This is a genomic window from Mycobacterium sp. (genome assembly GCF_035506235.1).
Taxonomy (GTDB): Bacteria; Actinomycetota; Actinomycetes; order Mycobacteriales; family Mycobacteriaceae; genus Mycobacterium.
In genome coordinates this window covers 1-22,693 of record NZ_DATJPU010000088.1, presented here as the reverse complement: position 1 = coordinate 22,693, position 22,693 = coordinate 1, and the positions used below count along the sequence as shown (strand labels likewise).

21 protein-coding genes are annotated in these 22,693 nt (G+C 67.1%); 5 read left to right on the top strand and 16 right to left on the bottom strand.

Going from position 1 to position 22,693, the window contains the following annotated elements; translation table 11 throughout:
• Positions 1–621, top strand: a 621-nt coding sequence (locus tag VMD50_RS08215) for a class I SAM-dependent methyltransferase (RefSeq protein ID WP_325426648.1), incomplete at its 5' end; no start/stop codon positions are given.
• Between the two features lie 39 nt (positions 622–660).
• Here the strand turns inward: VMD50_RS08215 and VMD50_RS08210 are convergent.
• The 8 genes from VMD50_RS08210 to VMD50_RS08175 all read right to left on the bottom strand — a co-directional run bounded on the left by VMD50_RS08210 (position 661) and on the right by VMD50_RS08175 (position 9,838).
• Complete coding sequence (locus VMD50_RS08210) at positions 661–3,096, bottom strand: CaiB/BaiF CoA transferase family protein (protein WP_325426646.1); 2,436 nt, start codon at positions 3,094–3,096, stop codon at positions 661–663.
• Positions 3,097–3,219: 123 nt separating this feature from the next.
• Positions 3,220–4,335: a M24 family metallopeptidase gene (locus VMD50_RS08205; protein WP_325426644.1), complete on the bottom strand. Its 1,116-nt coding sequence runs from the start codon at positions 4,333–4,335 to the stop codon at positions 3,220–3,222.
• Positions 4,325–5,503 carry a M24 family metallopeptidase gene (locus VMD50_RS08200; RefSeq protein ID WP_325426652.1) on the bottom strand — a complete coding sequence of 393 codons (1,179 nt, stop codon included), beginning with the start codon at positions 5,501–5,503 and terminating at the stop codon, positions 4,325–4,327. The genes VMD50_RS08205 and VMD50_RS08200 overlap by 11 nt, the downstream gene beginning before the upstream one ends.
• A gap of 59 nt (positions 5,504–5,562) precedes the next feature.
• On the bottom strand, positions 5,563–6,624 hold the full coding sequence (locus tag VMD50_RS08195) for an amidohydrolase family protein (protein WP_325426650.1): 1,062 nt from the start codon (positions 6,622–6,624) through the stop codon (positions 5,563–5,565).
• Positions 6,625–6,771: 147 nt separating this feature from the next.
• Complete coding sequence (locus VMD50_RS08190) at positions 6,772–8,028, bottom strand: cytochrome P450 (protein ID WP_325426642.1); 1,257 nt, start codon at positions 8,026–8,028, stop codon at positions 6,772–6,774.
• Between the two features lies 1 nt (position 8,029).
• Positions 8,030–8,224, bottom strand: a complete 195-nt coding sequence (locus VMD50_RS08185; protein WP_325426640.1) for a ferredoxin — start codon at positions 8,222–8,224, stop codon at positions 8,030–8,032.
• The gene (locus tag VMD50_RS08180) at positions 8,221–8,901 is read right to left on the bottom strand and encodes a TetR/AcrR family transcriptional regulator (RefSeq protein WP_325426638.1); all 681 of its coding nucleotides are present in this window, start codon (positions 8,899–8,901) and stop codon (positions 8,221–8,223) included. Before VMD50_RS08180 ends, VMD50_RS08185 begins: the two co-directional genes overlap by 4 nt.
• A gap of 124 nt (positions 8,902–9,025) precedes the next feature.
• The gene (locus VMD50_RS08175) at positions 9,026–9,838 is read right to left on the bottom strand and encodes an SDR family NAD(P)-dependent oxidoreductase (RefSeq protein WP_325426636.1); all 813 of its coding nucleotides are present in this window, start codon (positions 9,836–9,838) and stop codon (positions 9,026–9,028) included.
• Between the two features lie 175 nt (positions 9,839–10,013).
• Between VMD50_RS08175 and VMD50_RS08170 the strand changes: the two genes are divergently transcribed.
• The 4 genes from VMD50_RS08170 (at position 10,014) to VMD50_RS08155 (ending at position 14,073) form a co-directional block, all read left to right on the top strand.
• Complete coding sequence (locus tag VMD50_RS08170) at positions 10,014–10,781, top strand: SDR family oxidoreductase (protein ID WP_325426633.1); 768 nt, start codon at positions 10,014–10,016, stop codon at positions 10,779–10,781.
• A gap of 30 nt (positions 10,782–10,811) precedes the next feature.
• Complete coding sequence (locus VMD50_RS08165) at positions 10,812–11,555, top strand: SDR family oxidoreductase (RefSeq protein ID WP_325426631.1); 744 nt, start codon at positions 10,812–10,814, stop codon at positions 11,553–11,555.
• 6 nt (positions 11,556–11,561) lie between these two features.
• On the top strand, positions 11,562–12,428 hold the full coding sequence (locus VMD50_RS08160) for an ABC transporter substrate-binding protein (RefSeq protein ID WP_325426629.1): 867 nt from the start codon (positions 11,562–11,564) through the stop codon (positions 12,426–12,428).
• Between the two features lie 85 nt (positions 12,429–12,513).
• Positions 12,514–14,073, top strand: a complete 1,560-nt coding sequence (locus VMD50_RS08155) for a multicopper oxidase family protein (RefSeq protein WP_325426627.1) — start codon at positions 12,514–12,516, stop codon at positions 14,071–14,073.
• Here the strand turns inward: VMD50_RS08155 and VMD50_RS08150 are convergent.
• The 8 genes from VMD50_RS08150 to VMD50_RS08115 form a co-directional block, all read right to left on the bottom strand.
• The gene (locus VMD50_RS08150; protein ID WP_325426626.1) at positions 14,061–14,906 is read right to left on the bottom strand and encodes an alpha/beta fold hydrolase; all 846 of its coding nucleotides are present in this window, start codon (positions 14,904–14,906) and stop codon (positions 14,061–14,063) included. The two genes, VMD50_RS08155 and VMD50_RS08150, sit on opposite strands and share 13 nt — an antisense overlap.
• Positions 14,906–15,895: a cyclase family protein gene (locus VMD50_RS08145; RefSeq protein ID WP_325426625.1), complete on the bottom strand. Its 990-nt coding sequence runs from the start codon at positions 15,893–15,895 to the stop codon at positions 14,906–14,908. Before VMD50_RS08145 ends, VMD50_RS08150 begins: the two co-directional genes overlap by 1 nt.
• On the bottom strand, positions 15,883–16,713 hold the full coding sequence (locus VMD50_RS08140) for a coniferyl-alcohol dehydrogenase (RefSeq protein WP_325426624.1): 831 nt from the start codon (positions 16,711–16,713) through the stop codon (positions 15,883–15,885). Before VMD50_RS08140 ends, VMD50_RS08145 begins: the two co-directional genes overlap by 13 nt.
• Positions 16,714–16,744: 31 nt before the next feature.
• Entirely contained in the window at positions 16,745–18,058 is a 1,314-nt protein-coding gene (locus tag VMD50_RS08135; RefSeq protein WP_325426622.1) for an LLM class flavin-dependent oxidoreductase, read from the bottom strand.
• Positions 18,059–18,061: 3 nt separating this feature from the next.
• A complete protein-coding gene (locus VMD50_RS08130; RefSeq protein ID WP_325426620.1) occupies positions 18,062–19,798 on the bottom strand; it encodes an FAD-binding protein in 1,737 nt (578 codons plus the stop codon).
• Entirely contained in the window at positions 19,795–20,712 is a 918-nt protein-coding gene (locus tag VMD50_RS08125; RefSeq protein WP_325426618.1) for a 3-carboxyethylcatechol 2,3-dioxygenase, read from the bottom strand. Before VMD50_RS08125 ends, VMD50_RS08130 begins: the two co-directional genes overlap by 4 nt.
• On the bottom strand, positions 20,660–22,399 hold the full coding sequence (locus VMD50_RS08120; RefSeq protein ID WP_325426616.1) for a bifunctional 3-(3-hydroxy-phenyl)propionate/3-hydroxycinnamic acid hydroxylase: 1,740 nt from the start codon (positions 22,397–22,399) through the stop codon (positions 20,660–20,662). The genes VMD50_RS08125 and VMD50_RS08120 overlap by 53 nt, the downstream gene beginning before the upstream one ends.
• Positions 22,399–22,693 (bottom strand): alpha/beta fold hydrolase (locus tag VMD50_RS08115; RefSeq protein WP_325426614.1); only part of this gene is annotated, 295 nt, incomplete at its 5' end. The genes VMD50_RS08115 and VMD50_RS08120, both read right to left, overlap by 1 nt.

The following is a 22,693-nucleotide window of genomic DNA, read 5'->3' as shown; positions in this document are numbered from 1 at the left end:
GCCATCGAGAAATACGACGTCAACGTCGTCGGCATCACGCTGTCCAAGAACCAGGTCGCCCACGTCGAGCAGCTGTTCGCCGCATCGGACAGCCCGCGTTCCAAGCGGGTGTTGCTCGAGGGCTGGGAGCGGTTTCACGAGCCGGTGGACCGGATCGTGGCAATCGGCCCGTTCGAACACGTCGGCTACGAGCGCTACGGCGCCTTCTTCGAAAGAACCTACGAGCTGTTGCCGAGCTGCGGCACGATGCTGTTGCACACGATCACCGTCCTGTCGGAGAAGGAGATCATCGAGTCCGGCTTGCCGCTCACTCCGGCGATAGTCGAATTCAGCGACTTCATGAAAACCGAAATCTTCCCCGGCGGCTTCCTGCCGACCATCGACATGGTCAAAGAGTTCTCGGCGAAGGCCGGCTTCAAGCTGAAGCGCCGCCAATCGCTGCAGCGGCATTACGCGAAGACCCTTGACGTATGGGCCGCGGGCCTCGAGGCACACAAAGCCGAGGCCATCGCGACCCAGTCCGAAGAGGTCTATGAGATGTACATGAAGTACCTGACCGGCTGCGCGAATCTCTTCCGCAAGGGCTACACCGACCTCAACCAATTCACCCTACGGAAGTAGCGATCGCGCCCGGCGACAGGCGACTTGCCAACCGCCCGGCTAGTTCACGGCGTGCATCGCGGGTGCGCTGCCGATGACCCCATCGGCTTCCAGGTCGGCGATCTCCGACACGGTCAAACCCAGCTCGGACAGCAACTCGTGGTTGTGCTCGCCGAGCAGCGGCGCATGCCGGGCGTGAAACGTACCCGGTCCGGCCGAGAACCTCATCGGCACGGTGCTGAGCCTCGCGGGACCGCTCACCGGGTGGTCCACCTCTTCGAAGAAGCGGCGAAACGCCAGCTGCTCCAGCTCCGTTTGGCGATGCGGCTGCATGACCTTGGCGGCGGGCACGCCGGCGTCCCACAGGGTGCCGACGATCTCGTCGCGGCTGCGGGGCTCACACCAGTCAGCCAGGTGTTCATCGATCAGATCGTGGTGCGCCGCCCGGCCGGCCGCGGTGGCGAGCTTGGGATCGGTTGCCCACGAAGGTGATCCAAGCGCCCCGCCCAGGCGTTCCCATTGTTCGTCGGTGGCGACCGCGATGGCGACCCAGCTGTCGAGGCGTCCGAATTCGTCGATATCGGCGCTGCGGTAAAGGTTTTGGGGTGCCGCCGTCGGTCCGCGGTTGCCGGCGCGCTGAAGCAGCGCGCCGTAGGCGGAGTGTTCGATGACCTGCTCGGCGGAAATGCTCAGCGCCGCGTCCACCATCGCCGCTTCCACCAGCCCGCCCTCGCCGGTGCGGCGGCGGTGCTCCAGCGCCAGCAGCAACGCATTCAGGGCATGGATGCCCGCGTTGGGATCGCCGATCGAGTACGGGTCGTACGGCGTGCGGTCGGGATAGCCGGTCAGCCAGCTCACGCCCGCCGCGGCCTCGATGACATAGGCGAATGCCGGGTTGTCGCGCCACGGGCCGTCGAGGCCGAACCCCGGCATCCGCAACAGGACCGCGTCGGACTTGATCGATTGAATTGCGGGGAAATCCAGCCCGACCTGATCCAGCACCCGGGGCGTGAAGTTTTCCGCGATCACGTCGCACGTCGCGATGAGCCGGCACAGCAGCTCCCGCCCGCGCGGACTCTGCAGGTCCAGCGTCAGCCCTTTCTTGTTGGTGTTCAGCGCCGCGAACATCGGTGCCTTCTCCCACCATTGGGGTTCGGTGATCGGTAGGCCGGCGATCAGCCGCGTGCCGTCGGGGCGACGGGCGGATTCCAGGTGGATGACCTCGGCGCCGAGCATGGCCAGGAAGTGGGTGCCGCAGGGGCCGGCCCAGAACGTCGTCATGTCCAATACGCGAAGTCCACTCAGCGGCAACCGGTTTGCTTCTTCGGGCGTCGTCGGTGTCGGCCGCGGAGTGGTATCGACGGCCCGGTAGCGCGACGTGTGCTCACCCAGCCGCGGCGCGGGGCTCGGCGCACGAAGCCGGGCCGGCCGGATGCGGTACGGATGCCCCGGCTGCCGGAACCCGTCACGCGGGTTGCGCGCGAACGAACCCCGTTCGCGGAAGTGGTCCAGCGTTGCGATATTGGCGCCGTTGGCCACCGGAGCGTTCGGAATCCGGAACGCCGTCGCCAGTTCCAGGATGTCGTCAACCGTGTTGCTCTCGACCCACGCGTAGATCTCATCGGCATGGCTGTTGGCCTGCTCGGTGATCGTAAGCGGCGATTCCTCGTCGATCCATTCGGGGTGGCCCACCATCGAGCACAGGTCGAACCATTGCTGTGCGGTGCCGCACCCGAGGTCCACCAGCCCGTCTTTGGCGCGGGCCACGCCCGGCACGGTCAGTCGCCGCCGGTCTCGCCAGGGGCGCCCGAGCATTTCGAAGTAGGTGACGGGATAGTAGGTCAGGCAGAGGATCTGGGTTTCCAGCATCGACAGGTCCAGCAGTTGCCCCGGACACCCGCCGTTTCGGCCGTGCCGCGACGCCAGCAGGGCGGCACTGGCGTAGACCCCGGCCAGGTATTCCCCGACCTGCCCGCCGACGAACACCGGTGCGCGGTCCGGCTCACCACGCCCGAGCCCGACGATTCCCCCGGACCAGGCCTGCAGCGTGAACTCGGTGGCCGCTCGGTCCCGCCAGGGGCCCTCGAGCCCGAAGGGTGTGATCGACATGACGGTGAGGTGCGGATGGCGGGCGTGGATGGCGACGGGCGTAAAGTCTGGGCTCTCGGCCACTTTCGAACCGCGCGACCACACCACCGCATCGGCGTTGGCCAGCAGCCCGTCGACCAGGTCGACGTCCGCGTCCGCACCGGGATCGGCGACGACGCTATGCTTCGCGCCGGCGAGGAAGCTGAACAGCGCGCTGTCCTCGCCGGGCGGGATGGCGGCGCCCGACGCCGACCACGCACGCAGCGGATCGCCCTGTGGCGGCTCGACTTTGACGACATCGGCGCCGCCGTCGGCCAGCAACTTCGTGCAGTAGGCGCCAGCAATCCCGGTGGACAGGTCGACCACCGTGTAGCCGGCCAGCGGGAACTCGGCAAGCTGTTGGGCCACTACCGGATCACCTCGTCGCCGGGTTATGGCTGCGAGACATAAACCGCTGCGAGGGTTTTCGGCGTGTCGTCGCAAGGGTTTACGCGTCGCGGCGCGCGCCCCGGGTGGCACTGAATTCGCACGCTATGCCTGCCAGTGCGGGCTGGACGTCAGCACTTCGGGACCGTCGGCGGTGATCAGCACCGCCTCGCGCCCGAACACCGCACCGACTCCCCGCTCCCAGACGTAGCCCGTCACGGCCAGCACCATTCCCGGTTCCAGCCGTTCTTCGGCCGCGGTTCGCGGCAGGTGCTTGGACACGACCGGCGGGTCGAAGCCCATGCCCAGGCCCCGGGCCACCGGCATGGGAGGCGCGGGCTCGCCCGCGGCCCCGTAGGCCGCCAGCAGTTCCCCGCCGCCCGCACCCGGCCGGCAGGCGGCGAACAGCTTGGCCCACAGGCCATCCCACCGCCGATAGAGGGCCGCGCCGTCGGCGCTGCCCGCGGGCCAGGTGCGTCCCACCTCGCCGACGTAGCCGCCCGCCAGGACCCCGGCCGAGAAGGCCACCAGGTCGCCGTCCTTCGCGCGGCCCTCGCCGTCGGCGCGCCGCCATGGGTGTTCGCGCGACGTCACCCACGCGACATCCTGGTTCGACGGGGTGCTCACCCCGCCCGCCGCCAGCGCTTCCAGCAGCACCCCGGCCAGCAGCTTTTCGCTCACCCCGGGCCGCAGCTCGGGCACCGCGGCCGCCAGGCCCGATTCGGCCACCGCAAGCGCCTCCCGCAGCGCGGCCACCTCGTCGGCGGTCTTGATGCGCCGCGCGGCGCGCATGGCCAGTTCCCCGTCCACCAGCTCGGCGTTGGGAAACGCGGTCGGCAGGAGTTGCGCGAAAACCGGTGATAGGGCGTCGGTTCCAACGCGGCGGGCGGTGGCCGCACCGTCGATGCGCTGCAACGCGGACATGGTGTTCATCGGATTCCACGAGATGCCGTACAGGTTCTCGTGCGGAATGTCGTCGGGGACGCCCTCGTCCCAGGTGCTGAGCAGGTGGATCGCACCGGTTTCGCGCACGAGCACACAGGTCGGCCCGAACGGCCGGGTCCCGGCGACCCACAGTTGCGGCGCGCCGGCCACGTAGCGGACGTTGGCCTGCCGACCGAGCACCAGGACGTCGAGATCGTGGGCCGCCATCTGCTCCAGCGCCCGCTGGCGGCGCCCCGACCGCAGGGCGCGGTCGTCAGGGCAAACGTCAACGGACATGGGAGCCATAGGGGTCATAGGGGTAGTCGGTCAAACGGGTCGAGCCCTCCTCGGTGATCACCAAGACCTCCTCGCTGCGGTAGCCGCCGGTGCCGTCCTCCCAGACCACCGGCTCCAGCACCAGCACCATGCCCTGCTTCAGGACGAAGTTGTCGTCGAAGTCGGCGCCGAGATCGGTTCCGATCATCGGCATTTCGGCGGCGTTCACGCCGATGCCGTGGCCGAGGTAGAAGTGCGGCAGCCAGGGTCGGCTACCGCCGTTGGCCGCGGTGGCGGCCCTTGCCAGATCTCCGGCGGTAATGCCGGCGCGGGCCACTTCGAGGACGGCCGTCATGATCTCGAACCATCTGTCGAACTGCGCCTGCTGACGCGGGGTCGGGTTCCGTCCCACCACCCAGGTTCGCCCGAAGTCCGAGCAGTAGCCGTTGTAGGTGATGCTGACGTCGGTCCATAGCACGTCACCGTCTACCAGCTCGCGCTCGGTGCTCAGCAGCGGCAACGCCAGGTCCCCGTGTGTCGTCCACACTCCCTCGGCCTTGCTGGGCGGCATCACCTGCCAGATCGGTTCCAGCATGCTGGCGGTCGCCCCAAGTTCGAAGGCCTGCCTTAAAAACCTTGCGGACAGGTCGATTTGGCGGATGCCCGGGGCCAGGGCCTTGTGGACCTCGACCATCGCCTCATCGGTGATCCGGATGGCGGTGCGCATGCAGGACAACTCGTCGGGAGTCTTGATCACCTTTGCTGCGCTGACGACGGCCGCGGCGTCCACGGGAGCGCCGTTGGGGAACAACAGCTTCGCGGCGCGCGACATGGCACCGGTGCATTCGTCGACCGCAACCACCGCTCCGGCCGGAATCAGATCGGCCAGCGCCCGCGCGAAATGCTCAACGCCTTCGTCGAATTCGAGGTAGATGGGCCCGTGCCGGTGATCGTCCGGCAGGTCCGACTCCAGCGCGACGCCCTCGCGGAACGGCAGGAACAGGTGCGGCCATCCATCGCCGGCGACCACCACGGCCACGGGCCGCTCGACGTAGGACAGCCCGGCGTCGCCAAGCGGCCAGCTGGTCCCGGTGGCGTAGACCACCGCACTGTTGCCCAGCAGGATCATTGCGTCGATACCGCGTTCGGCCATTGCCCGTCTCAGGCGAGCTCCCGTCTCACGGCGCATGCGCGTGAGGTCGGGCGTCTCTGGGATCGCCAGCCCACCCGCTTGCGCGAAGGCTGTCACTACAACCCCAGGAATTTCGTTACGTTGCCGCTGACGATGCGCGCCGCATTCTCGGGCCCGACCGCCGCGACGACCGCGGCGAGCGACTTTTCCGAATAACCGTAGGTGCTTTCGTTGTGCGGGTAGTCGCTGGACCACATCACCTTGTCCACGCCAATCTTGTCGATCAGCTGCAACCCCAGCGGGTCGACCATGAACGATGCGCTCATGTGGTTGTCCCAGTAGTAGCGCACGTCGTGCTCCAAGGGCCGATTGAACATGTGCTGATAGGAGGCCACCAGATGCTCGGCGTCCTGCAGCGCCCAGGGCACCCAGGCGATTCCGCCCTCGAACCAGCCGAGGCGCAGCGCCGGGTGCCGGTCGAGAATGCCGCCGAAGATGTACTTGGCGAACGTCTCCCGGAATCCGTCGATGTTGATCATCATCCCCACGACGACGCTGTTGAACTCGGTCGGGCTCTTCGGCGGCGTCTCCCCGATGTGATGAGCGATCGGCAGGCCGGAGGCTTCGATCTCGTCCCAGACCGCGCTCATGGATGTGCTCGAGTAGTCGATCGGGTTGCCGTCGTCGTCCTTGCCCGGGTTGAGGGGCATCAGGAAGGTCTTGAGGCCCAACGATTTCAGCTCGTCCAGTGTGCGCCGCGTGCCCTGCGGATCCCACCAGTTGATCAGCCCGGCGCCGTAGAAGTGGCCGCCCGAGCGCTCTTGCAGCTCCGCGATGTACTCGTTGTAGATGCGGAAAGCGAGTTCGCGAAGCTTCTTGTCCGGATAGTGGAAGAGCGCCAGCACCGCGTTGGGGAACGCCAGTTCCTTGTCGACGCCGTCGTCGTGCAGCTCCTGGATGCGGGCCTCGATGTTGGTGCTCGCGGCGCCGGGCAGGTCGTCGTACTGCATCAGCACCGCGCTGAAGTCACCCGGCAGGAACGACTGCCCCTTGCGCCCGACTTGGTAGGCGCCGTCCTCATACCAGATCCGCGGCGCCTTCTCCTTGAGCTCCTCGGGAAAGCGCTCGTAGAAGATGTCGGCGGCCAACGAGATGTGGTTGTCGGCGGAAAAAACCACGGTGCCTTCCGGCAGCCCGACGTTGATGCCGCTCGCGTGCCCATGGCGATCCTTCGGTGCGCCAAAGCCTCCCGGCGGGTAGAGCGAAACGGTGCTTGCTTGAGTCGTCATCATTGACCCTCCATTCGGAATTGAAATCAGCCCGGGCTACCAGGTCACCGGCAATTCGTAGACGCCGTAGGCCAGCCGGTCGTGCTTGAACGGCACCTCCTCCAATGGGATGCCCAACGCCAGCGTCGGGATGCGGCGGAACAGCGTGCGGTAGACGATCTGCAGCTCCGCGCGGGCGAGCTGCTGACCCACACACTGGTGCCTGCCGTAACCGAACGCGACGTTGCGATCCGCCCCCGACCGGTGCAGGTACAGCCGATCGGGCTCGGTGAAGACCCGTGGATCCCAGTTCGCCGGGGCCAGGTCGATGATGATGCCATCGCCAGCGCGGATGACCTCGCCGGCGATGCTGATGTCTTCGAGGGCCACGCGGCGCTGGCCGTTCTGGATGATGCTGAGGTAGCGCAACAGTTCCTCGACGGCGTTGGCGACGATCTTGGGTTCTTCGGCGTCGCGGATCACGGCCAGCTGGTCCGGGTTCTGCAGCAGCGCAAGCACACCGAGCCCGATCATGTTTGATGTGGTCTCGTGCCCCGCGATCAGCAGCCCGGTGCCCAGCTGTGCGGCCTCTTTGACGCTGAGTTCGCCGGCCTTGACCCGTTCGGCCAGGTCGGAGACCGCATCTGGCGCAGAATCCGAGGCCGGGTTTTCCATCTTGGCCTCGACCAGCCGGGCCAGGTACTTGTTGAGGCTCATCGCCCCCTTGACGGTGTCCTCCCCCGTCGCGTAGCGCGCCAGCCCGACGTTTGCGTGGTGCTGGAACATCTCGGCGTCTTCGTACGGCACCCCGAGCAGCTGGCTGATCACCAGCGAGGGGACCGGGAGGGCCAGCGCGGTGACGAGATCGGCGGGCTGTGGCCCGGCAAGCATGGCGTCGATGTGGTCGTCGGTGATCTGCTGGATGGTCGGCCGCAGGCCCTCCACCCGCTTGAAGGTGAAGGGCTTCGACAGCATCCGCCTGAAGCGCGTGTGCTCCTCGCCGTCGGACGTGAAGACGGATCGCGGGCGCTTGTGCACGGTGGACAACATTCCCGCGTTCCAGTGCGGAAACCCCGGCGCGCGGTCGTCGACGCTGACCCGCGAATCGGAAAACAGCTCCCGCACTTGGTCGTAGCCCGTGATCAGCCACGGCGTGCTGCTGTCCCAGATCCGAACCCGGGAGAGCGGCCTGGCTTCAGCGAGCGCCATGACGTCCGGAGGCGGGGCGAACGGGCAACCAGCGTCCCGCGCCATCGGATAGTCCGGGATCTGCCGGTCCGCTTCGGTTTTCGTGCTCGTCAGTGTGTCTGACATGTCATTCCTCGATGTGGATGGCCAGTGCGGGGCAGGCCGTGGCGGCGCGGCGGGCGCCCTCGGCCTGCTGGGGCGTTGGATGGGGATTGAGCAAAACGACCACGCCGTCGTCGTCGCGCTGGTCGAACACCTCGGGCGCGTTCATCACGCAGTTGCCCGAGGAGGCGCAAATATCTTGGTCGACAGTCACTTTCATCCGCGGACGCCTCGATCATCGGGCGTCACGGGCGCCAGCCAGAGGCCCACGATCGCGTCAATGAGGCCGGACGCGGCGGCGCGCCAGGACGATTGGTGCATCGATGCACCCACCGCCAGCGCGCGTTCCCGGTCGGCGCAGGTGTGCATCAACAGGTTACGGGCCATGATGTTGCGTTCGAAGCGCACCTCGGCCGGCAGGTCCGGCAGGCAGGCGTTGATCCCGTCGACGACCTGAACCAGCGACGGGGAGCTGAGCGCGCCCTTGACGATGATGTTGTAGTAGGCAGGGTCGGTCATCGCCTGCGCGGCGAAGCGCGCGTACCAGGTGGGGTTGCCGAGCTCCTCCAGGTGGTCGGTGAGCGGGCGCACCAGGCAGGCCACCCAGCCCCGCATGTCGGCCGAGCCGCCCGCTTCCAGCAGCTCGGCGACCATGCGTTCGCGAAGCTGCTCGACGGGGCCGCGGTGCTTCTGCTCGATGGCGCGCACCAGGTCGGCCTTGGTGCCGAAGTGGTAGCCCACCGCGGCGTTGTTGCCCTGCCCGGCGGCCTCGCTGACCTGCCGGTTCGACACCGCGAACATGCCGTGTTCGGCGTACAGCCGCTCGGCCGCGGCCAGGATCGCCTCCTGGGTGGAGCTGGCCCGCTCAGTGCGAACGGTCCTGCCTGCCGTCGTCATCCCGCTAGTCAACCCCGTCCGTGACTTTAAGTCAAGCGCTTGATTTAAAACGTCATCGAACGTGACGCTGCGGTCGCGCTGGGGCTCGAACGTGACCGCAGCGTCACGCTCGCGCCATGCATCGTCACCCCTCGCGCTTCTTGGACCGAATCGCCTTGCCCGCCGAGGTCCCCCCGTCGACCGGCAACACGGTCCCCGTGACATAGCGCGACCGGTCGCCGGCGAAATACAGCGCCGCCTCGGCGATGTCCTCGGCGGTGCCCTCGCGCTTCAGCGGCCGGTCGGCCCGCATCGTCTCGCGGATGCCGGCCTCATACCGCTCGAGTTGCTCGGCATCCATGTTCATCACCGACGTCTTCAACAGCGGCGTGGGAATGTTGCCCGGCGCGATCGCGTTGACCCGAATCTCGTAGTAGGCCAACTCGATCGCCGCGGACTTGGTGAACTGGATGACCGCCGCCTTCGATGCGCGGTACGTCATGACGCCACCTCCGGCCTGAATCCCGCCGATGGAGGTCATGTTGATGATCGACCCCCCGCCGTGGGCGGCCATGTGCCGCGCGGCATCTCGCGTGCCGGCCATCACCCCCAGCACGTTGACCGCCATGATGCGGTGGAAGTCGGCCAGATCGTCCTCGAGGAATCGGCGATGCATGGTGCCCGAGATCCCGGCGTTGTTCACCATGACATGCAGGCCGTCGAACTTCTCGACGGCCGCGGCGACCAGCGCCCCGACCTGTTCCGGCTCGGAGACGTCGGTGCGCACGAAGAAGGTGTCGGGGCCCAGCGCCGCCGCCAGCGCCTCTCCCTGGTCGGTTGCGATGTCGGCGATGACGACCCGCGCGCCCTCGGCCACAAACTTCTCCACCGTGCCGCGCCCGATGCCCGACGCCCCGCCGGTGACTATGGCGACTTTGCCCGCCAGATCGTTGACCACACGATGAGTTAATCGGCGCCGGCCGCATTAAGTCAAGCAATTGATTTAAGGTGTCCAGACAAGGCCTGTCAATTCACCGACGTATGTCAATTCACTTGTCAGGGGGTTCAAGCGTTCGCGCAGAAGTGGAATGCTGGGTTCACTGCTTCATCGGCGACTTCGGGAGGGCTCGATTATGAAGATCTTGGTTATCGGTGGCACCGGACTCATCGGCTCGCAGGTCATCACCAATCTGACTGCGCTGGGACACGAGGCGATCTCGGCGTCACCGCGCTCGGGCGTCGACGCCGTCACGGGCGAGGGCCTCGCCGAAGCGGTTGCGGGCGTGCACACGGTGGTGGATGTGTCCAACTCGCCGTCGTTTGACGACGATCCCGTCATGCACTTCTTCACCACGTCGACCAGAAACCTTCTCGCCGCGGAGCGCGCCGCCGGAGTGCGGCACCACGTCGCGCTCTCGATCGTGGGCGCCGACCGCGCCCCGGACAGTGGCTACATGCGCGCCAAGGTCGCTCAGGAGAAGTTGATCGAGGAGTCGGGCAACCCGTATTCGATCGTGCGCGCGACCCAGTTCTTCGAATTCGTCAGTGCCATTGCCGATTCGGCAACCGACGGCGACACCATCCGCCTGCCGGTCGGGGCGTTCCAGCCCATCGCGGCCAAGGACGTCGCCACCGCGGTCACCGGCGCGACGATCAGCGATCCGACCAACGGCATCACCAACATCGCCGGCCCGGAAAAGCGCGGCATGGACGACTTCATCCGGACCGCGCTTGCCGCATCCAATGATCCCCGTCAGGTGGTGGGGGACCCCGAGGCGCGCTATTTCGGCACCACGCTCGACGAGCACACCATCGTTCCCCTCGACAGCGAGGACGCGACGATCTACCCCACCCGCTTCAGCGATTGGGTGGCCTCCCGGGCGACCAGCGCTGCGCATTAGGCGCCCGCGGCCGAACCCCGGAGAGCACTGATGCCAAACGTCGCGATGATCACCGGGGCCAGCCGGGGCATCGGCGCGGCGACGGCGCGGGTCCTCGCCGAACGCGGATTTCGCGTGGTGGTCAACTATCACGCCAGCGGCGAGCAGGCCGAGGAGGTGGTTGCCGGCATCACGTCGGCCGGCGGCGAGGCCGTGGCGATTCAGGCCGACGTCACCGCGCCCGCTGACGTCTCGGCCATGGCCGACGAGATCGCTCAGCGCTGGGGCGGCGTCGACGTGCTGGTGCACAACGCGCTGATACCGTTCGTGGTCACCTCCTTCGCCGACCTGACCTGGGAGCAGCTGGGCGCCAAGGTGAACGCGGAGCTGCACGCTGCATATATGCTCACGAAGTCCGTTGTGCCGGCCATGGTTTCGCGCGGTTATGGCCGGCTGGTCTATCTCAGCACCGGGCTGTCGAGGCGCCCGCGAGACGGGATGATCGCGCTCGGCACGGCGAAGGCGGCCCTGGACCAGTTCGTCCGCTACGTCGCACTCGAGCTGGCCCCGCACGGAATCACCGCCAACCTCGTCGCACCGGCCACGGTCGGCGGAACGGCGGTGACCGGGCAACTCACCCCCGACCGGGTGCGTGAGCTCGGAGAGGCCGCGCCGATGGGACGGTTGGTCACGCCGGACGAGGTCGCCCACACGATCGCGTTCTTGGCAAGCGGGGAGTCAGGTTTCACCACCGGGCACTACCTGCCGATCAACGGCGGACTGGCGATGGACTGAACCCGCATGCACACGATCGACCTGGCCTATGCCGGGCGCGGCATCCACGAAGAACTGGTCGCCTATGTCGCCGATCAGGAGGGCTACTTCGAGGACGAGGCCGTCCACGTCGCCGTGCGGGACGGGATCGTTTGGCAGACAGAGCGTCTGCGCTCCTGCGCGACGATCGGACTCGGCCGGGCCCTGTTATCACGGCTGACCGACGGCATCGAGTGGACGGTCCTGAGCGTGAACACCCACCGTCCGTTGTTCTGGTTTCTCGGCGGCGCCGGCGTGACGTCCATGGCGGAGCTTCGCGGGCGCCGGCTCGCGGTGCACGCGGCCCACACCGCCCCGGGATGCTTCGCCCGGATTGTGCTGCGCCGGTACGGCCTTGACCCGGACCGCGACCTGGAGTGTCTGGCGCGGGCGCCGGGTGACTACCAGATGGATCTGCGACGGCTGCGCGATCACTCGATCGATGCGGCCTATGTCGGCAGTACCCTGGCACCCGAGCAGGTCGCCGAGGAGGAAGGCTTCCACGTCCTGGCCTGGGTGGGAGATCATTTCCAGATCCCCACCGTCGGAGTGGCGGTCGATGCGGCCCGCCTTCAAATCGACGGCCCCGCAGTGCAAGCCGTGGTACGGGCCAACCGGCGCGCCCTGCGGACGCTTGCCGAACGGCCCGACGTGGCCATCGATTACATGGCGTCGTTCCTCAACCGGCTGACGCGCGACGAGGTGCGACGCCACTACGAGCGCTACATCGGCCCCCACTTCACCCCCGACGGCCGGGCGGACCTCGACGCCGCCCGGCGCGCGGTCGACGCGGTCGCGGCCGAGCTCGGCGTCGCCTCGACGGAGGCCGAACACATCTACCAGACAGCGCGATAACCAACCAGTACTTGCGTTCCAGCCAACAGCCAAGCACGGTATAAGGCGCCTGGGACGATTCGACGCGAGACGACAGGAGCGCTCAATGCCCGTGCCACCCACAAGCGGCGTCCCCTTCGAGCGGGCTCTGCTGAGCAGGCGCGGTTTCATGGCCGCCGGCATCGCCGGCGGACTGGGCCTGGCGGCTTGCAGCCAATCCAATTCCCAGGTATCGGGCGCGGCCGCGCAACTGGCCGCCGCCATCGCCGCGACCGAGAAGGCCCGGCCGCGCAGCGGGTGCACCGTGAGCGCCAGCCTGGCGCCCCAGCCTGCCCAAGTCGATCTCGGTGGGCCCGTGGCCAATACGATGGCCTTCGGCGACACCATCCCGGGACCGCTGATCCGGGCCAAGGTCGGTGACGAGCTGGTCGTCACCGTCTCAAACCGGATGAACCAGCCGACGTCGGTGCATTGGCACGGCATCAGGCTGCGCAACGACATGGACGGCGCCGAACCCGCCACTCCGAACATCAACGCCGGCCAGGACTTCACATACCGGTTCTCCGTTCCGGATCCGGGTACCTACTGGGCCCATCCACACGTCGGCCTCCAAGACGACTTGGGTCTCTACCTGCCGCTCATCATCGACGATCCGACCGAGGGCGACTACGACGCGGAATGGATTGTTGTCCTTGATGATTGGACCGACGGCGTCGGCAAGAGCCCACAACAGCTCTATGCCGGCCTGACTGCTTCAGACAAGCCAAGTATGCCGAGCATGTCGGCGACGTCGACGACCACGGCAACGTCGACTGCCGGGACGCCAGACGCGTCGGGAGTCAGCGTCGGCACCAGCGACCTGCTCGGCGGAGACGCGGGCGATATCACCTATCCGTACTACCTGATCAACGGCCGAATCCCGGCCGCCCCCACATCCTTCAGCGCGAAGCCGGGCCAGCGGATCAGGATACGTTTCATCAACACCGGCGCGGACACCGCATTTCGTGTCGCGCTGGCCGGCCATTCGATGACGGTCACCCACACCGATGGCTACCCCGTGGTGCCAACCCAGGTCGACGCCCTGCTCATCGGCATGGCCGAACGCTACGACGTCATCGTGACCGCCGCCGACGGTGTCTTTCCGCTGGTCGCGCTCGCGGAAGGCAAAAACGCGCTGGCGCGTGCGCTGCTGTCCACGGGGGCCGGCGAACCCCCCGACCCGGCCTTTCAACCGGCCGAGCTGGCGGGGCGGGTGGGCACCGTAGAGATGTTCACCGCCACATCGGCCGCCAACCTCGGTCCAGCCGAGCCGGGCCTGGACCTGCCGGTCGACCTGGGCGGCAACATGATGCAATACAACTGGATGATCAACGGCGAGCCCTATAGCAAGACCAAACCGCTGCAGGTGCGGCAGGGCCAACGGCTCACTCTGTCATTCAACAACACCACGATGATGTATCACCCAATTCACTTACACGGGCACACTTTTCAGATGATCAATGCCGACGGCAGCCCCGGTGCGCGCAAGGACACCGTGATAGTGCTTCCCAGGCAGAACTTGAACGCCGTGCTCATCGCCGACAACCCTGGTACATGGGTCATGCACTGCCACAACAACTATCATCAGTTCGCCGGGATGCAAACCCTGATGAACTACGTTTTCTGACCGCCGACGGTCGCGAGGAACTCCAGCAGCAGCCCGTTCACCGTCGACGGCTGCTCGATCTGCGGGCAGTGACCCGCCTTACCGACCACCTCTGAGCGGGCACCGTCGATCTGTTTGGCGATCTGCGCGGCCCAGCCCGAGGGCAGCAGCTTGTCGTCCCCGCCCTCCACGACAAGCGTCGGCACGCCGATGCGCTCGTAGGTGCGCGTGCTCGACGGAGTCGAAGACGGGGCGGCTGCAGTGTTCTGGGGGCGACGAAATCGGGCCGCCGCTACGGCCTCCCAGGCTCCCGGCGCGGTGCTCGACTCGTACCGGCGCCGCACGTAGTCCTCGTCGGCCGGGTAGCCGGGATCGTGGAACAGCGCCTCGACGATGCGCCGCATCGCCGGCGGGGTCGCGTCGTACTGCTGCAGCGCATCGAAATGCCGGTTCTGCTGGATCTCCCCGCCTCCGCAGATCGCCACCAGGCTGCGGATGGGCAGCCTCGGGCTGTCCGACGTGGCGTCGGTGAGCAGGTTGATGGCGCCCATCGAGTTGCCGACGAAGTGCGCCGAGTCGATGCCGAGCACCTCACAGAACCTCGCCACGTGCCGGATTCGCATCCCGCGGCCGTCGACGAAGTCGATGACCTTGGCCGACTGCCCGAACCCCAGCTGGTCGGGGGCCAGCACCCGGTACTGGGCGGCGAGGGCCGCGATGTTGCGTTCCCAACCGAGTTCCGCGCTGCCGCCGAACTCCCCGCCGTGCAGCAGCACCACCGGGTCGCCTTCGCCCGCCTCCAGATAGCTGGTGACCAGTCCGTCGACCAGCTCGGTCTTGCGTCGAACCTCCATCACTTGATCGCGATCGGATTCACCGGTGAACCAACGGCGCCAACGAATCTCAATGGTGGCGCGATGAGCTGGAACTCGTAGACACCGTCCGCGGCGCAATCGGCCGCCAACGCGGTCAGGTCCCAGTACTCACCGAGCATCAGCCCCATGTCGCGCAGGCAGAGCAGGTGCAAAGGCAGAAATGCGCCGTCCACATCCGGTAGGAGGTCCTCGACCTGGAGGTTGTCGGAGGCGACCGCCGCGACCTCGTGATCGTGCAGCCACGAGGCGCAGCGCCAGTGCAGCCCGGAGAAAGGTTCTGTCTTGTTGCCGGTCTGCTGGAACCTCGTCCACCAGCCCGTGCGGATCAGCACGATGTCGCCGCGTTCGATCGTCACGCCCTGCGCGCGAACGACGTCGTCCAATTCTTCAGAAGTGACCGGATTCCCTTGTTCGAGGAAGACTTCGGCGTCCCGGTGCCGCACCAGGTCCAGCAGCACGCCGCGCGAGGTGATGCCCTTGACATCGACTTTGTCAATGCCGCAATGGTAGGCTCCCAGGCTCGTCACCGATCCGGCCGAGAAGCCGTTGTAGAGCTTGTCGTCGTAGTAGACGTGCGACAGCGCATCCCACTGGGTAGCTGCCTGCAACGGCATGATGATCATGTCCTCGTTGAAGCGGAACAGGTTGTCGACGAGATAGGCACCCATTTGCTGCGCCGTCGGGTTTTGCGTCCACCCGGGCCCGTACTCAGCCAGCGTGTTCGCATCCCCGCCATCCACGGTCATCACCAGGATGGGGTTGTGCCGAAAATGGAACGCGCCCTGCGGGCCCGAAGCGCCGAAGTCGACGCCGAGCGGAAACACCTTGCCGTGCCGCACGAGGCTCGCGGCTTGGGCAACCTTGTCCGCGGTGATGAAGTTCAGCGTGCCGAGCTCGTCGTCGTCTCCCCACCGCCCCCAGTTGGACACGTCGCGAGCGACCTTCCGAAAGTCAGTCAAGCCGGCCACGGAGCCCGTCCTTCCTCGAGTTCACGGGCGATCGCGGCGCCCACGTTTCCGCCGTCGACCCACAACACCTGGCCCGTAATGTAGCTGGCCGCACGGCTATTCAGGAACAGCAAAACAGCGGCCTGTTCGGCGGGCCCGGACACGCGTCCCAGCGGCTTGGGTATATCGTCGAGGAAGCCCTGCCCGTAGGCGGTGCGCAGCTGGTCGAGGATCGGCGTTTCGGTAACCCCCGGGCCGGTGCAGTTGATCCGGATGCCCCGCGCGCCAAGGGGCACGGCGCTTCGCATCGTGTAGAGGATGATCGCCTCTTTGGACAATTGGTAGCCGCCGCCGGCCAGCGCGTCGGGGTGGGCGTTGCACCAGTCGATGCCTTCCCGCATCGTCGCGGTATCGAGCAGCGGCGCGACCGCCCGCAGATGGTCGCGGTAGGCCGCCGCCGCGAGCGACGAGACGCTGACGATCGACGACCCCGCGGGCATCTTCTCGATCAGCGCCTCGGTGACGTGCCGCAGTCCGAGGAAATTGATGGTGACCACCAGCGGGGGGTCGCCGATCCCGGACGAGACGCCGGCCACGTTGAACAGCGCGTCGACCGGCCCGTCGATGGACGCCACAGCGCTATCGATCGAATCCGGATCGGCGAGGTCGACCTCGTGAAACCCGTTGAGCTCCAAGGCCGGCCGGCGCTTATCCAGCCCGACGACGTCGGCCCCGGCTTCGATGAGCTGCCGCACCACATGCTCGCCGATGCCCGACGCGCATCCGGTCACCACAGCACGACGACCGTCGTAGCGCCACAGCTCCTCGATTCGTCCCAAGGTTCAATCCGCTTCCGGTATCACGTGCGCCCTACTGCTCCTTGGCGCGCTGCTGCTCCTTCAGGCGCTGCGCCGCCTGGACGCGGCCCTCGTTGATCTCCGCCATCGCTTCGGGGATCTCGCTCGCGGTGAACTTACCGCCACGGCCGGTGGGCAGACCGCCGAACGAGTAATTCTCGTCGAATTGCGGCGCCGTCGACTCCGGCCGACGCGCCTCCACTTTCTCGATGACGGGTGCCAGCCGCGCGGCCTTGTCGGCCACCGCCTTCTGGTCGCGCTCGATGAACTCCGGCAGCACCTCTTTGCCCATCAGCTCGATGGATTCCATGGTGCCCTCATGGCTGCGCGGATTGAGCAGCAGGATGATCTCGTCGACGCCGCTTTCCTCGTAGCCACGCAGGAATTCGCGCACCGTGGCCGGCGATCCGATGGCGCCGCGCCCCGGGCCGTAGGCCAGCGTCGGGTCCTTCTCCACCTCTTCGAGATAGCGCTTCCACACCCCGGTCCGCCCCGGGGTGTGCACGCCGGTCATGTAGTAGTGCATGATCCCGAACGAGAAGAATCCACCACCCTGCCCGAGCCGCTCGAGCGCCCGCTCGTCGGTCTTGGCGACCATCATCGACAGGTCGCCGCCGATGGCCAGGATGTTCGGGTTGATCTTCGGCGTCACCGGCACACCGTTCTCTTCGAATTCCTTGTAGTAGCCGTTGACCCGTTCGGCGAGCGGTCCGGGGCCGGTATAGGCGAAACTCAGGGCACCGATGCACTTCTGGGCGGCCATTTCGACGCTGGCCGGCCGCGTGCAGGCCACCCAGACAGGGGGATGCGGCTTTTGCATCGGCTTGGGAATGACGTTGCGGGCCGGCATCTGGATGTGCTCGCCCTTGAAGCCCGCGAACGGCTCCTCGATCATGCAGCGGACCGCGACCTCGAGGGCCTCCTCCCACTGCGCGCGCTTGTCCGCGGGATCGATGTTGAATCCGCCGAGTTCCCCGACGGAGGACGACTCGCCGGTCCCGAACTCGACCCTCCCGTTGGAAAGCAGGTCGAGGGTGGCGATGCGTTCGGCCACCCGCGCGGGGTGATTGACGGCCGGCGGGAGGTGCATGATGCCGAACCCCAGCCGAATGTTCTTGGTCCGCTGGCTGGCCGCGGCCAGGAAGATCTCCGGCGCGGTGGAATGGCAGTACTCCTCGAGGAAGTGATGCTCGGTGAGCCAGACGGTGGAGAACCCGGCCTTGTCGGCCGCCTCGACCTCATCGAGACAGTCTTGCAACAAGACCCGTTCGTCGTCGGGCACCCAGGGCCGCGGCAGGGCGAACTCGTAGAACAGCGATATTTTCATTTGCTACCTCCTATGAGAACTAAGGGTCTGGCTCGCAAGGTGTTTCGCGGCGACGAAGCCGAAGGTCATGGCCGGGCCTATGGTCGCCCCGGCGCCGGCGTAGCTGCGGCCCATGACCGGTGCCGCGGTGTTACCCACCGCGTACAGTCCCCGCACCACAGTGTCGTCGGTGCGCAGCACCCGGGCGTATTCGTCGGTGCGCAGGCCTCCCGAGGTGCCCAAATCACCGAGGACGACGCGGAACGCGTAGTACGGCGGGTCGCCCAGCGGATACAGGTTGGGGTTCGGCAAGGTCGGATCGCCGTAGTAGTTGTCGTAAACGCTGTCCCCGCGGTTGAAGTCGTCGTCGTGGCCCTTGCGCGCGAGTTCGTTGAAACGGCCCGCGGTTTCCGAAAGACGGCGCGGCGGGACGCCGATCTTGGCGGCCATGTCGTCCCAGCTCGTCGCCGCCTTCACCACTCCCGATTCCAGCCAGGCCGGCGGGACCTTCCGGCCGGTCGGGACCGGCGCCCCCGGGATCTTCGGTATCGGCAGGTGGCCGCCGATGACATAGCGATTCCACGACCTGTGGTCGGTGATGAGCCAACACGGGATGTGGGTGACCCCGGATTTCTGGCCGTCGATCATCGCGTGACCGAAGTCCATGTAGGGGGCCGCCTCGTTGATGAAGCGCTTCCCGTCACCATTGACGATGAACTGCGCCGGCATCATCCGTTCGTTGAGCATGAACTGCATGCGGCCGTCCGGCCACTGGATCGCCGGGAACCACCATGCCTCGTCGAGCAGGTCCGTTGCGGCGCCGACCTTTTGGCCGGCACGGATGCCGTCGCCCGTCGCGCCGGGGTTGCCGAAGCTCCAGTCCTGGTCGACCACGGGCAGCTGCTCTTTGCGCCAGGCGAGGTCGTGGTCGAACCCGCCCGACGCCAGGATGACCCCCAGGCGTGCGCCGATCCGCTGGTTCCCGCCGTCCCTTTGCACCACCGCGCCGGTCACCGATCCGTCCCCGTCGGTGAGCAACTCCGCCATGGGCGAGTCGAGCCACAGCGGGATCCCGCGTTCCCGCATGGCCAATCTCAGCCGGGCCGCCAGTGACTGCCCGATGGCCGCCATCCGTTCGCCGAACACCCTGGCCCGGACCATCCGCGAAATCAGTTTCAGCAGAACACCTTTGCCGGCCCACGACTGACGGATCCGGTAGAAGGTCCGAAGCTCTTTGGGCCCCAGCCAGATTCCCTTCGGGGCAAGCGCGAGGGGCTTGAGCAGCTTCGGCTCGTCGACGCCCAACTTTCGCAGGTCGATGGGCGGCACGTTGATGGTGCTGCCCAACTCCGAGCCGCCGGGCAGCTCCGGGTAGTAATCGGCATAGCCGGGCTTCCAGACGAACTCGAACCATCCCGAGAGGTTTTCGAGGAATTCGAGCATTTGCGGCGCGGACTCGACGTACTGCCGTATCCGCGCCTCGCTGACCAGGCCGTCGGTGATCTTCAGGAGGTACTGCACGACCGCCTCGGGTGACGGGACGTAGCCCTCCCTGCGTTGCGCGGGCGCCCCGGGCACCCAGATGCCGCCGCCCGAAAGGGCCGTGGAACCGCCGAAATACGGCGACTTTTCCACCACCAACGCGTCCAGCCCGGCGGCCTCGGCGGTCAGCGCGGCCGCCATGCCACCACCGCCGGATCCGACGATGAGCACGTCGACCACATGATCGAAGCCGTCCGCCGTGGAAGGGGCAGCGCTCATTTCGGCACCGCCGTTCGGATGGCGAAGCCGGCGATCAGCTCGGCGGCGGGTTTGTAGTAGCGCACCGTGGTCCGGTAGGGCCCGGCGGTCTCCAGTGCCGCGAAAGCCGCAACCCACGTTCTGATTTCGTGCGCCGAGCTGCCGCCCTCGTACGCGACGAACGAGTTCGACCACTGATCGAGATCCGCCAGTCGGCCGTCGTCGACGATTTCGAGGAATCGGTGGTCCCACGCCGGGTTGAGTGGCTGCAATTCGCTGTCGCCGCCGGCAAAGTTTCTGGCCGCCTCGATCACGGCCGCCTCCCTTGCCTCCCGCTGCTCGGACGTCATCGGCCGGCCGTCCACGATCCGCTCCAGCACCGCCGGGGGCGCCGTTGCCAGGGTCGGGACCGGCGGGCTGTGGGAGAGCCCGCCCGAACCTATGATCAGCACCCGTTTGTCCAGCCCGGCCAGGTAGGCGCCGACGGCGGCACCCAGCGCGCGGCAACGATGCAACGGCCCCAGCGGCACCGCGATCGCGTTGACGAAGAGCGGGATCACCGGCCGCGCCGTGGCATCGCCGAACAGCTTCTCCAGCGGTTGCACGGTGCCGTGGTCGACGTCCATACCGGCCGACACCGCGACGTCGACGCCGCAATCCAGGATGGCCTTCGCGCAATCGGCCGCCAGGTCCTCCGGAACGTCGAGCGGTCCGGCGTGGGTGCCGTAATCGCCGACGCCGTTGGCGCGCATGCCGATACAGAACGGCGGCATCACCTTGTAGAAGAACCCGTTGTAGTGGTCGGGTGAGAAGATGACGACGAGTTCGGGGTCGTAATCTCCGACGAAGTCGCGTGCTTGCGCGATCGCGCCTTCGATGTCGTCAAGCAGGTCCCGCGATGGCCCCGGAAGATTCAGGAGCGGGCTGTGCGACATACAGCACAGAGCCAGTGTCATTGTGGAGATCACCCCCTCCCGGCGTGAGGGTGAGGGTGGCCAGCAGCGAGGCGCCCAGCTCGGGCGCGAGCTGGGCGATACAGGCGCCGGCGATGCACCGATCGGGACGTAAGAACAGCACCGATTCCTGATGGGTGTCGAACCAGGATTTCAGCGCGCCGCCACGATCACCGACCACGACGACGTCGGGGTCGTCGTGGCCCGTCCAGTGCAGCTGGGTCAGGGGCCGCAGCGCCACGAAGCGCGCACCCAGGGCTTTCCACTTCGCGAACGCCTCGTCGCCTAGGATCTTGCGCGGGCTGTTGTTCCAGCACAGCACGGCGAACCAATCGCCCAGCACGTCGTCCAGCAGCACGTCCTGCTGCGTGCGGGTGTCGACCCATGGCTGGACGAACAGGGTGCCCACCGGGGATTCGGCGGGGCGAGGGTTGGAATGCACGACGGCACCCTGCTCGTAGCGCGGCATCGGCTTGAACCGCATCTCCAGCACATAACGCTTGAGGGACGGCACAATTGACGCCGACCGAACCAGCAGGTCCCGCGCGGCGGCGATCCTGCGGTCGGTCGGCGAGATCACCCGGCCCACCATAGTGGAGAGGTCGATCATCGCCCGGGCGTGCTTGCGCCGCTCGATGTCGTAGGTGTCCAACAGCCGGTCGTCGGCCCGGCCGGTGACCACCGCGGCTAGCTTCCAACCCAGGTTGGCCGCGTCCCGGATGCCGCTGTTGTAGCCCTGCCCCTGCCACACCGGCATCAGGTGGGCCGCGTCCCCGGCCAGCAACAGCCGGCCGCTGCGGAAAGCCCCCGCGATCCGCGAGTGATGGGTGTAGACGCGCCGCCGGATCACGTCGACCCGGTCGGGGTGTGGCACCATCCGCGCCAGCATCCGCGTCAGAAACGCCGGGTCCTCGGCCTGCTCGTCGGTCTCGCCGGCGTGAATCATGAACTCGAACCGGCGAATTCCGTGCGCGATCGAGATCGAGGCGTACGGGCGTTCCGGGTCGGCACCGACCTCGCTGTTCGGGTGGCCCAGCGGATCGTTGGCGATGTCGACGACCAGCCATCGCGTCGATGAGGTCGTCCCGTCGAAGGACACCCCCATCATCCGGCGCGTCATGCTGCGCCCGCCGTCACATCCCACGACATAGCGCGCGCGCACGCCGGCGGTGCCGCCATCGGTGCCGCATTCGACGGTCACCCCGTCGTCCGCCTGCGCGCACGAGGTCATGGGACGATTCCACCGCACCTCGACGTGGGGGAATCTGTCCAGGCCGCGCAGCAATTCGGCGTCGACGAGCGGCTGCACGAAACCATTGCGCTTCGGCCAGCCGAAACGCGCGTCGGGCGGGGCCATTTCGGCCAGCAGGCGACGCTTGCCGTCGAAGAAGCGCAGGATCTGGTTGGGCACGGTGTGCGGCAGGATCCGGTCGACCAGCCCGATCGATTGAAAAGTGCGCAACGCCTCGTCGTCCAGCCCCACCCCGCGTGGGTAGTCGATGAGGCTGTCGCGTTCGTCGACGACCAGTGTCCGGACACCTTGCAGGCCAAGGATGTTGGCGAGAGTCAACCCGACCGGGCCGGCGCCGACGACCACGACATCGAAGTCCCCGTCGAAGTCCACGTCGACGTCCACGCCGACGTGCAGGTGCTGCCCGTCGCTTCCCATCACCGCCCCAGCAGGAAGTCGAGATGCAGGCGATTGAACGTCTTGGCGTCCTCGTACTGCGGCCAGTGACCGCAGCCGGGCATCACCTCGAAGCGCGCGTGGGGGATCATCGAGGCGATGCGGCGGCCCTCGGTCACGTCGGCGGTCGGGTCATCGCTCGTCCACAGCACCAGCGTCGGGGCGATGATGGCGCCGTATTCGTCCGGCCCGAGCAGGTTGCGCGCCCGGATCTCGGGATCCTGCAACGCCATGATGTCGCGCATGGCGTCGACGAAACCCGGTTGGCGGTATACC

Bases quoted from the DNA above. Each gene is read 5' to 3' on its own strand.
- VMD50_RS08205 (WP_325426644.1), bottom strand. From the start codon at position 4,335: ATGTCCGTTGACGTTTGCCCTGACGACCGCGCCCTGCGGTCGGGGCGC.
- VMD50_RS08200 (WP_325426652.1), bottom strand. From the start codon at position 5,503: ATGCGCCGTGAGACGGGAGCTCGCCTGAGACGGGCAATGGCCGAACGC.
- VMD50_RS08190 (WP_325426642.1), bottom strand. From the start codon at position 8,028: ATGTCAGACACACTGACGAGCACGAAAACCGAAGCGGACCGGCAGATC.
- VMD50_RS08185 (WP_325426640.1), bottom strand. From the start codon at position 8,224: ATGAAAGTGACTGTCGACCAAGATATTTGCGCCTCCTCGGGCAACTGC.
- VMD50_RS08180 (WP_325426638.1), bottom strand. From the start codon at position 8,901: ATGACGACGGCAGGCAGGACCGTTCGCACTGAGCGGGCCAGCTCCACC.
- VMD50_RS08170 (WP_325426633.1), top strand. From the start codon at position 10,014: ATGAAGATCTTGGTTATCGGTGGCACCGGACTCATCGGCTCGCAGGTC.
- VMD50_RS08165 (WP_325426631.1), top strand. From the start codon at position 10,812: ATGCCAAACGTCGCGATGATCACCGGGGCCAGCCGGGGCATCGGCGCG.
- VMD50_RS08160 (WP_325426629.1), top strand. From the start codon at position 11,562: ATGCACACGATCGACCTGGCCTATGCCGGGCGCGGCATCCACGAAGAA.
- VMD50_RS08155 (WP_325426627.1), top strand. From the start codon at position 12,514: ATGCCCGTGCCACCCACAAGCGGCGTCCCCTTCGAGCGGGCTCTGCTG.
- VMD50_RS08150 (WP_325426626.1), bottom strand. From the start codon at position 14,906: ATGGAGGTTCGACGCAAGACCGAGCTGGTCGACGGACTGGTCACCAGC.
- VMD50_RS08135 (WP_325426622.1), bottom strand. From the start codon at position 18,058: ATGAAAATATCGCTGTTCTACGAGTTCGCCCTGCCGCGGCCCTGGGTG.
- VMD50_RS08130 (WP_325426620.1), bottom strand. From the start codon at position 19,798: ATGAGCGCTGCCCCTTCCACGGCGGACGGCTTCGATCATGTGGTCGAC.
- VMD50_RS08125 (WP_325426618.1), bottom strand. From the start codon at position 20,712: ATGTCGCACAGCCCGCTCCTGAATCTTCCGGGGCCATCGCGGGACCTG.
- VMD50_RS08120 (WP_325426616.1), bottom strand. From the start codon at position 22,399: ATGGGAAGCGACGGGCAGCACCTGCACGTCGGCGTGGACGTCGACGTG.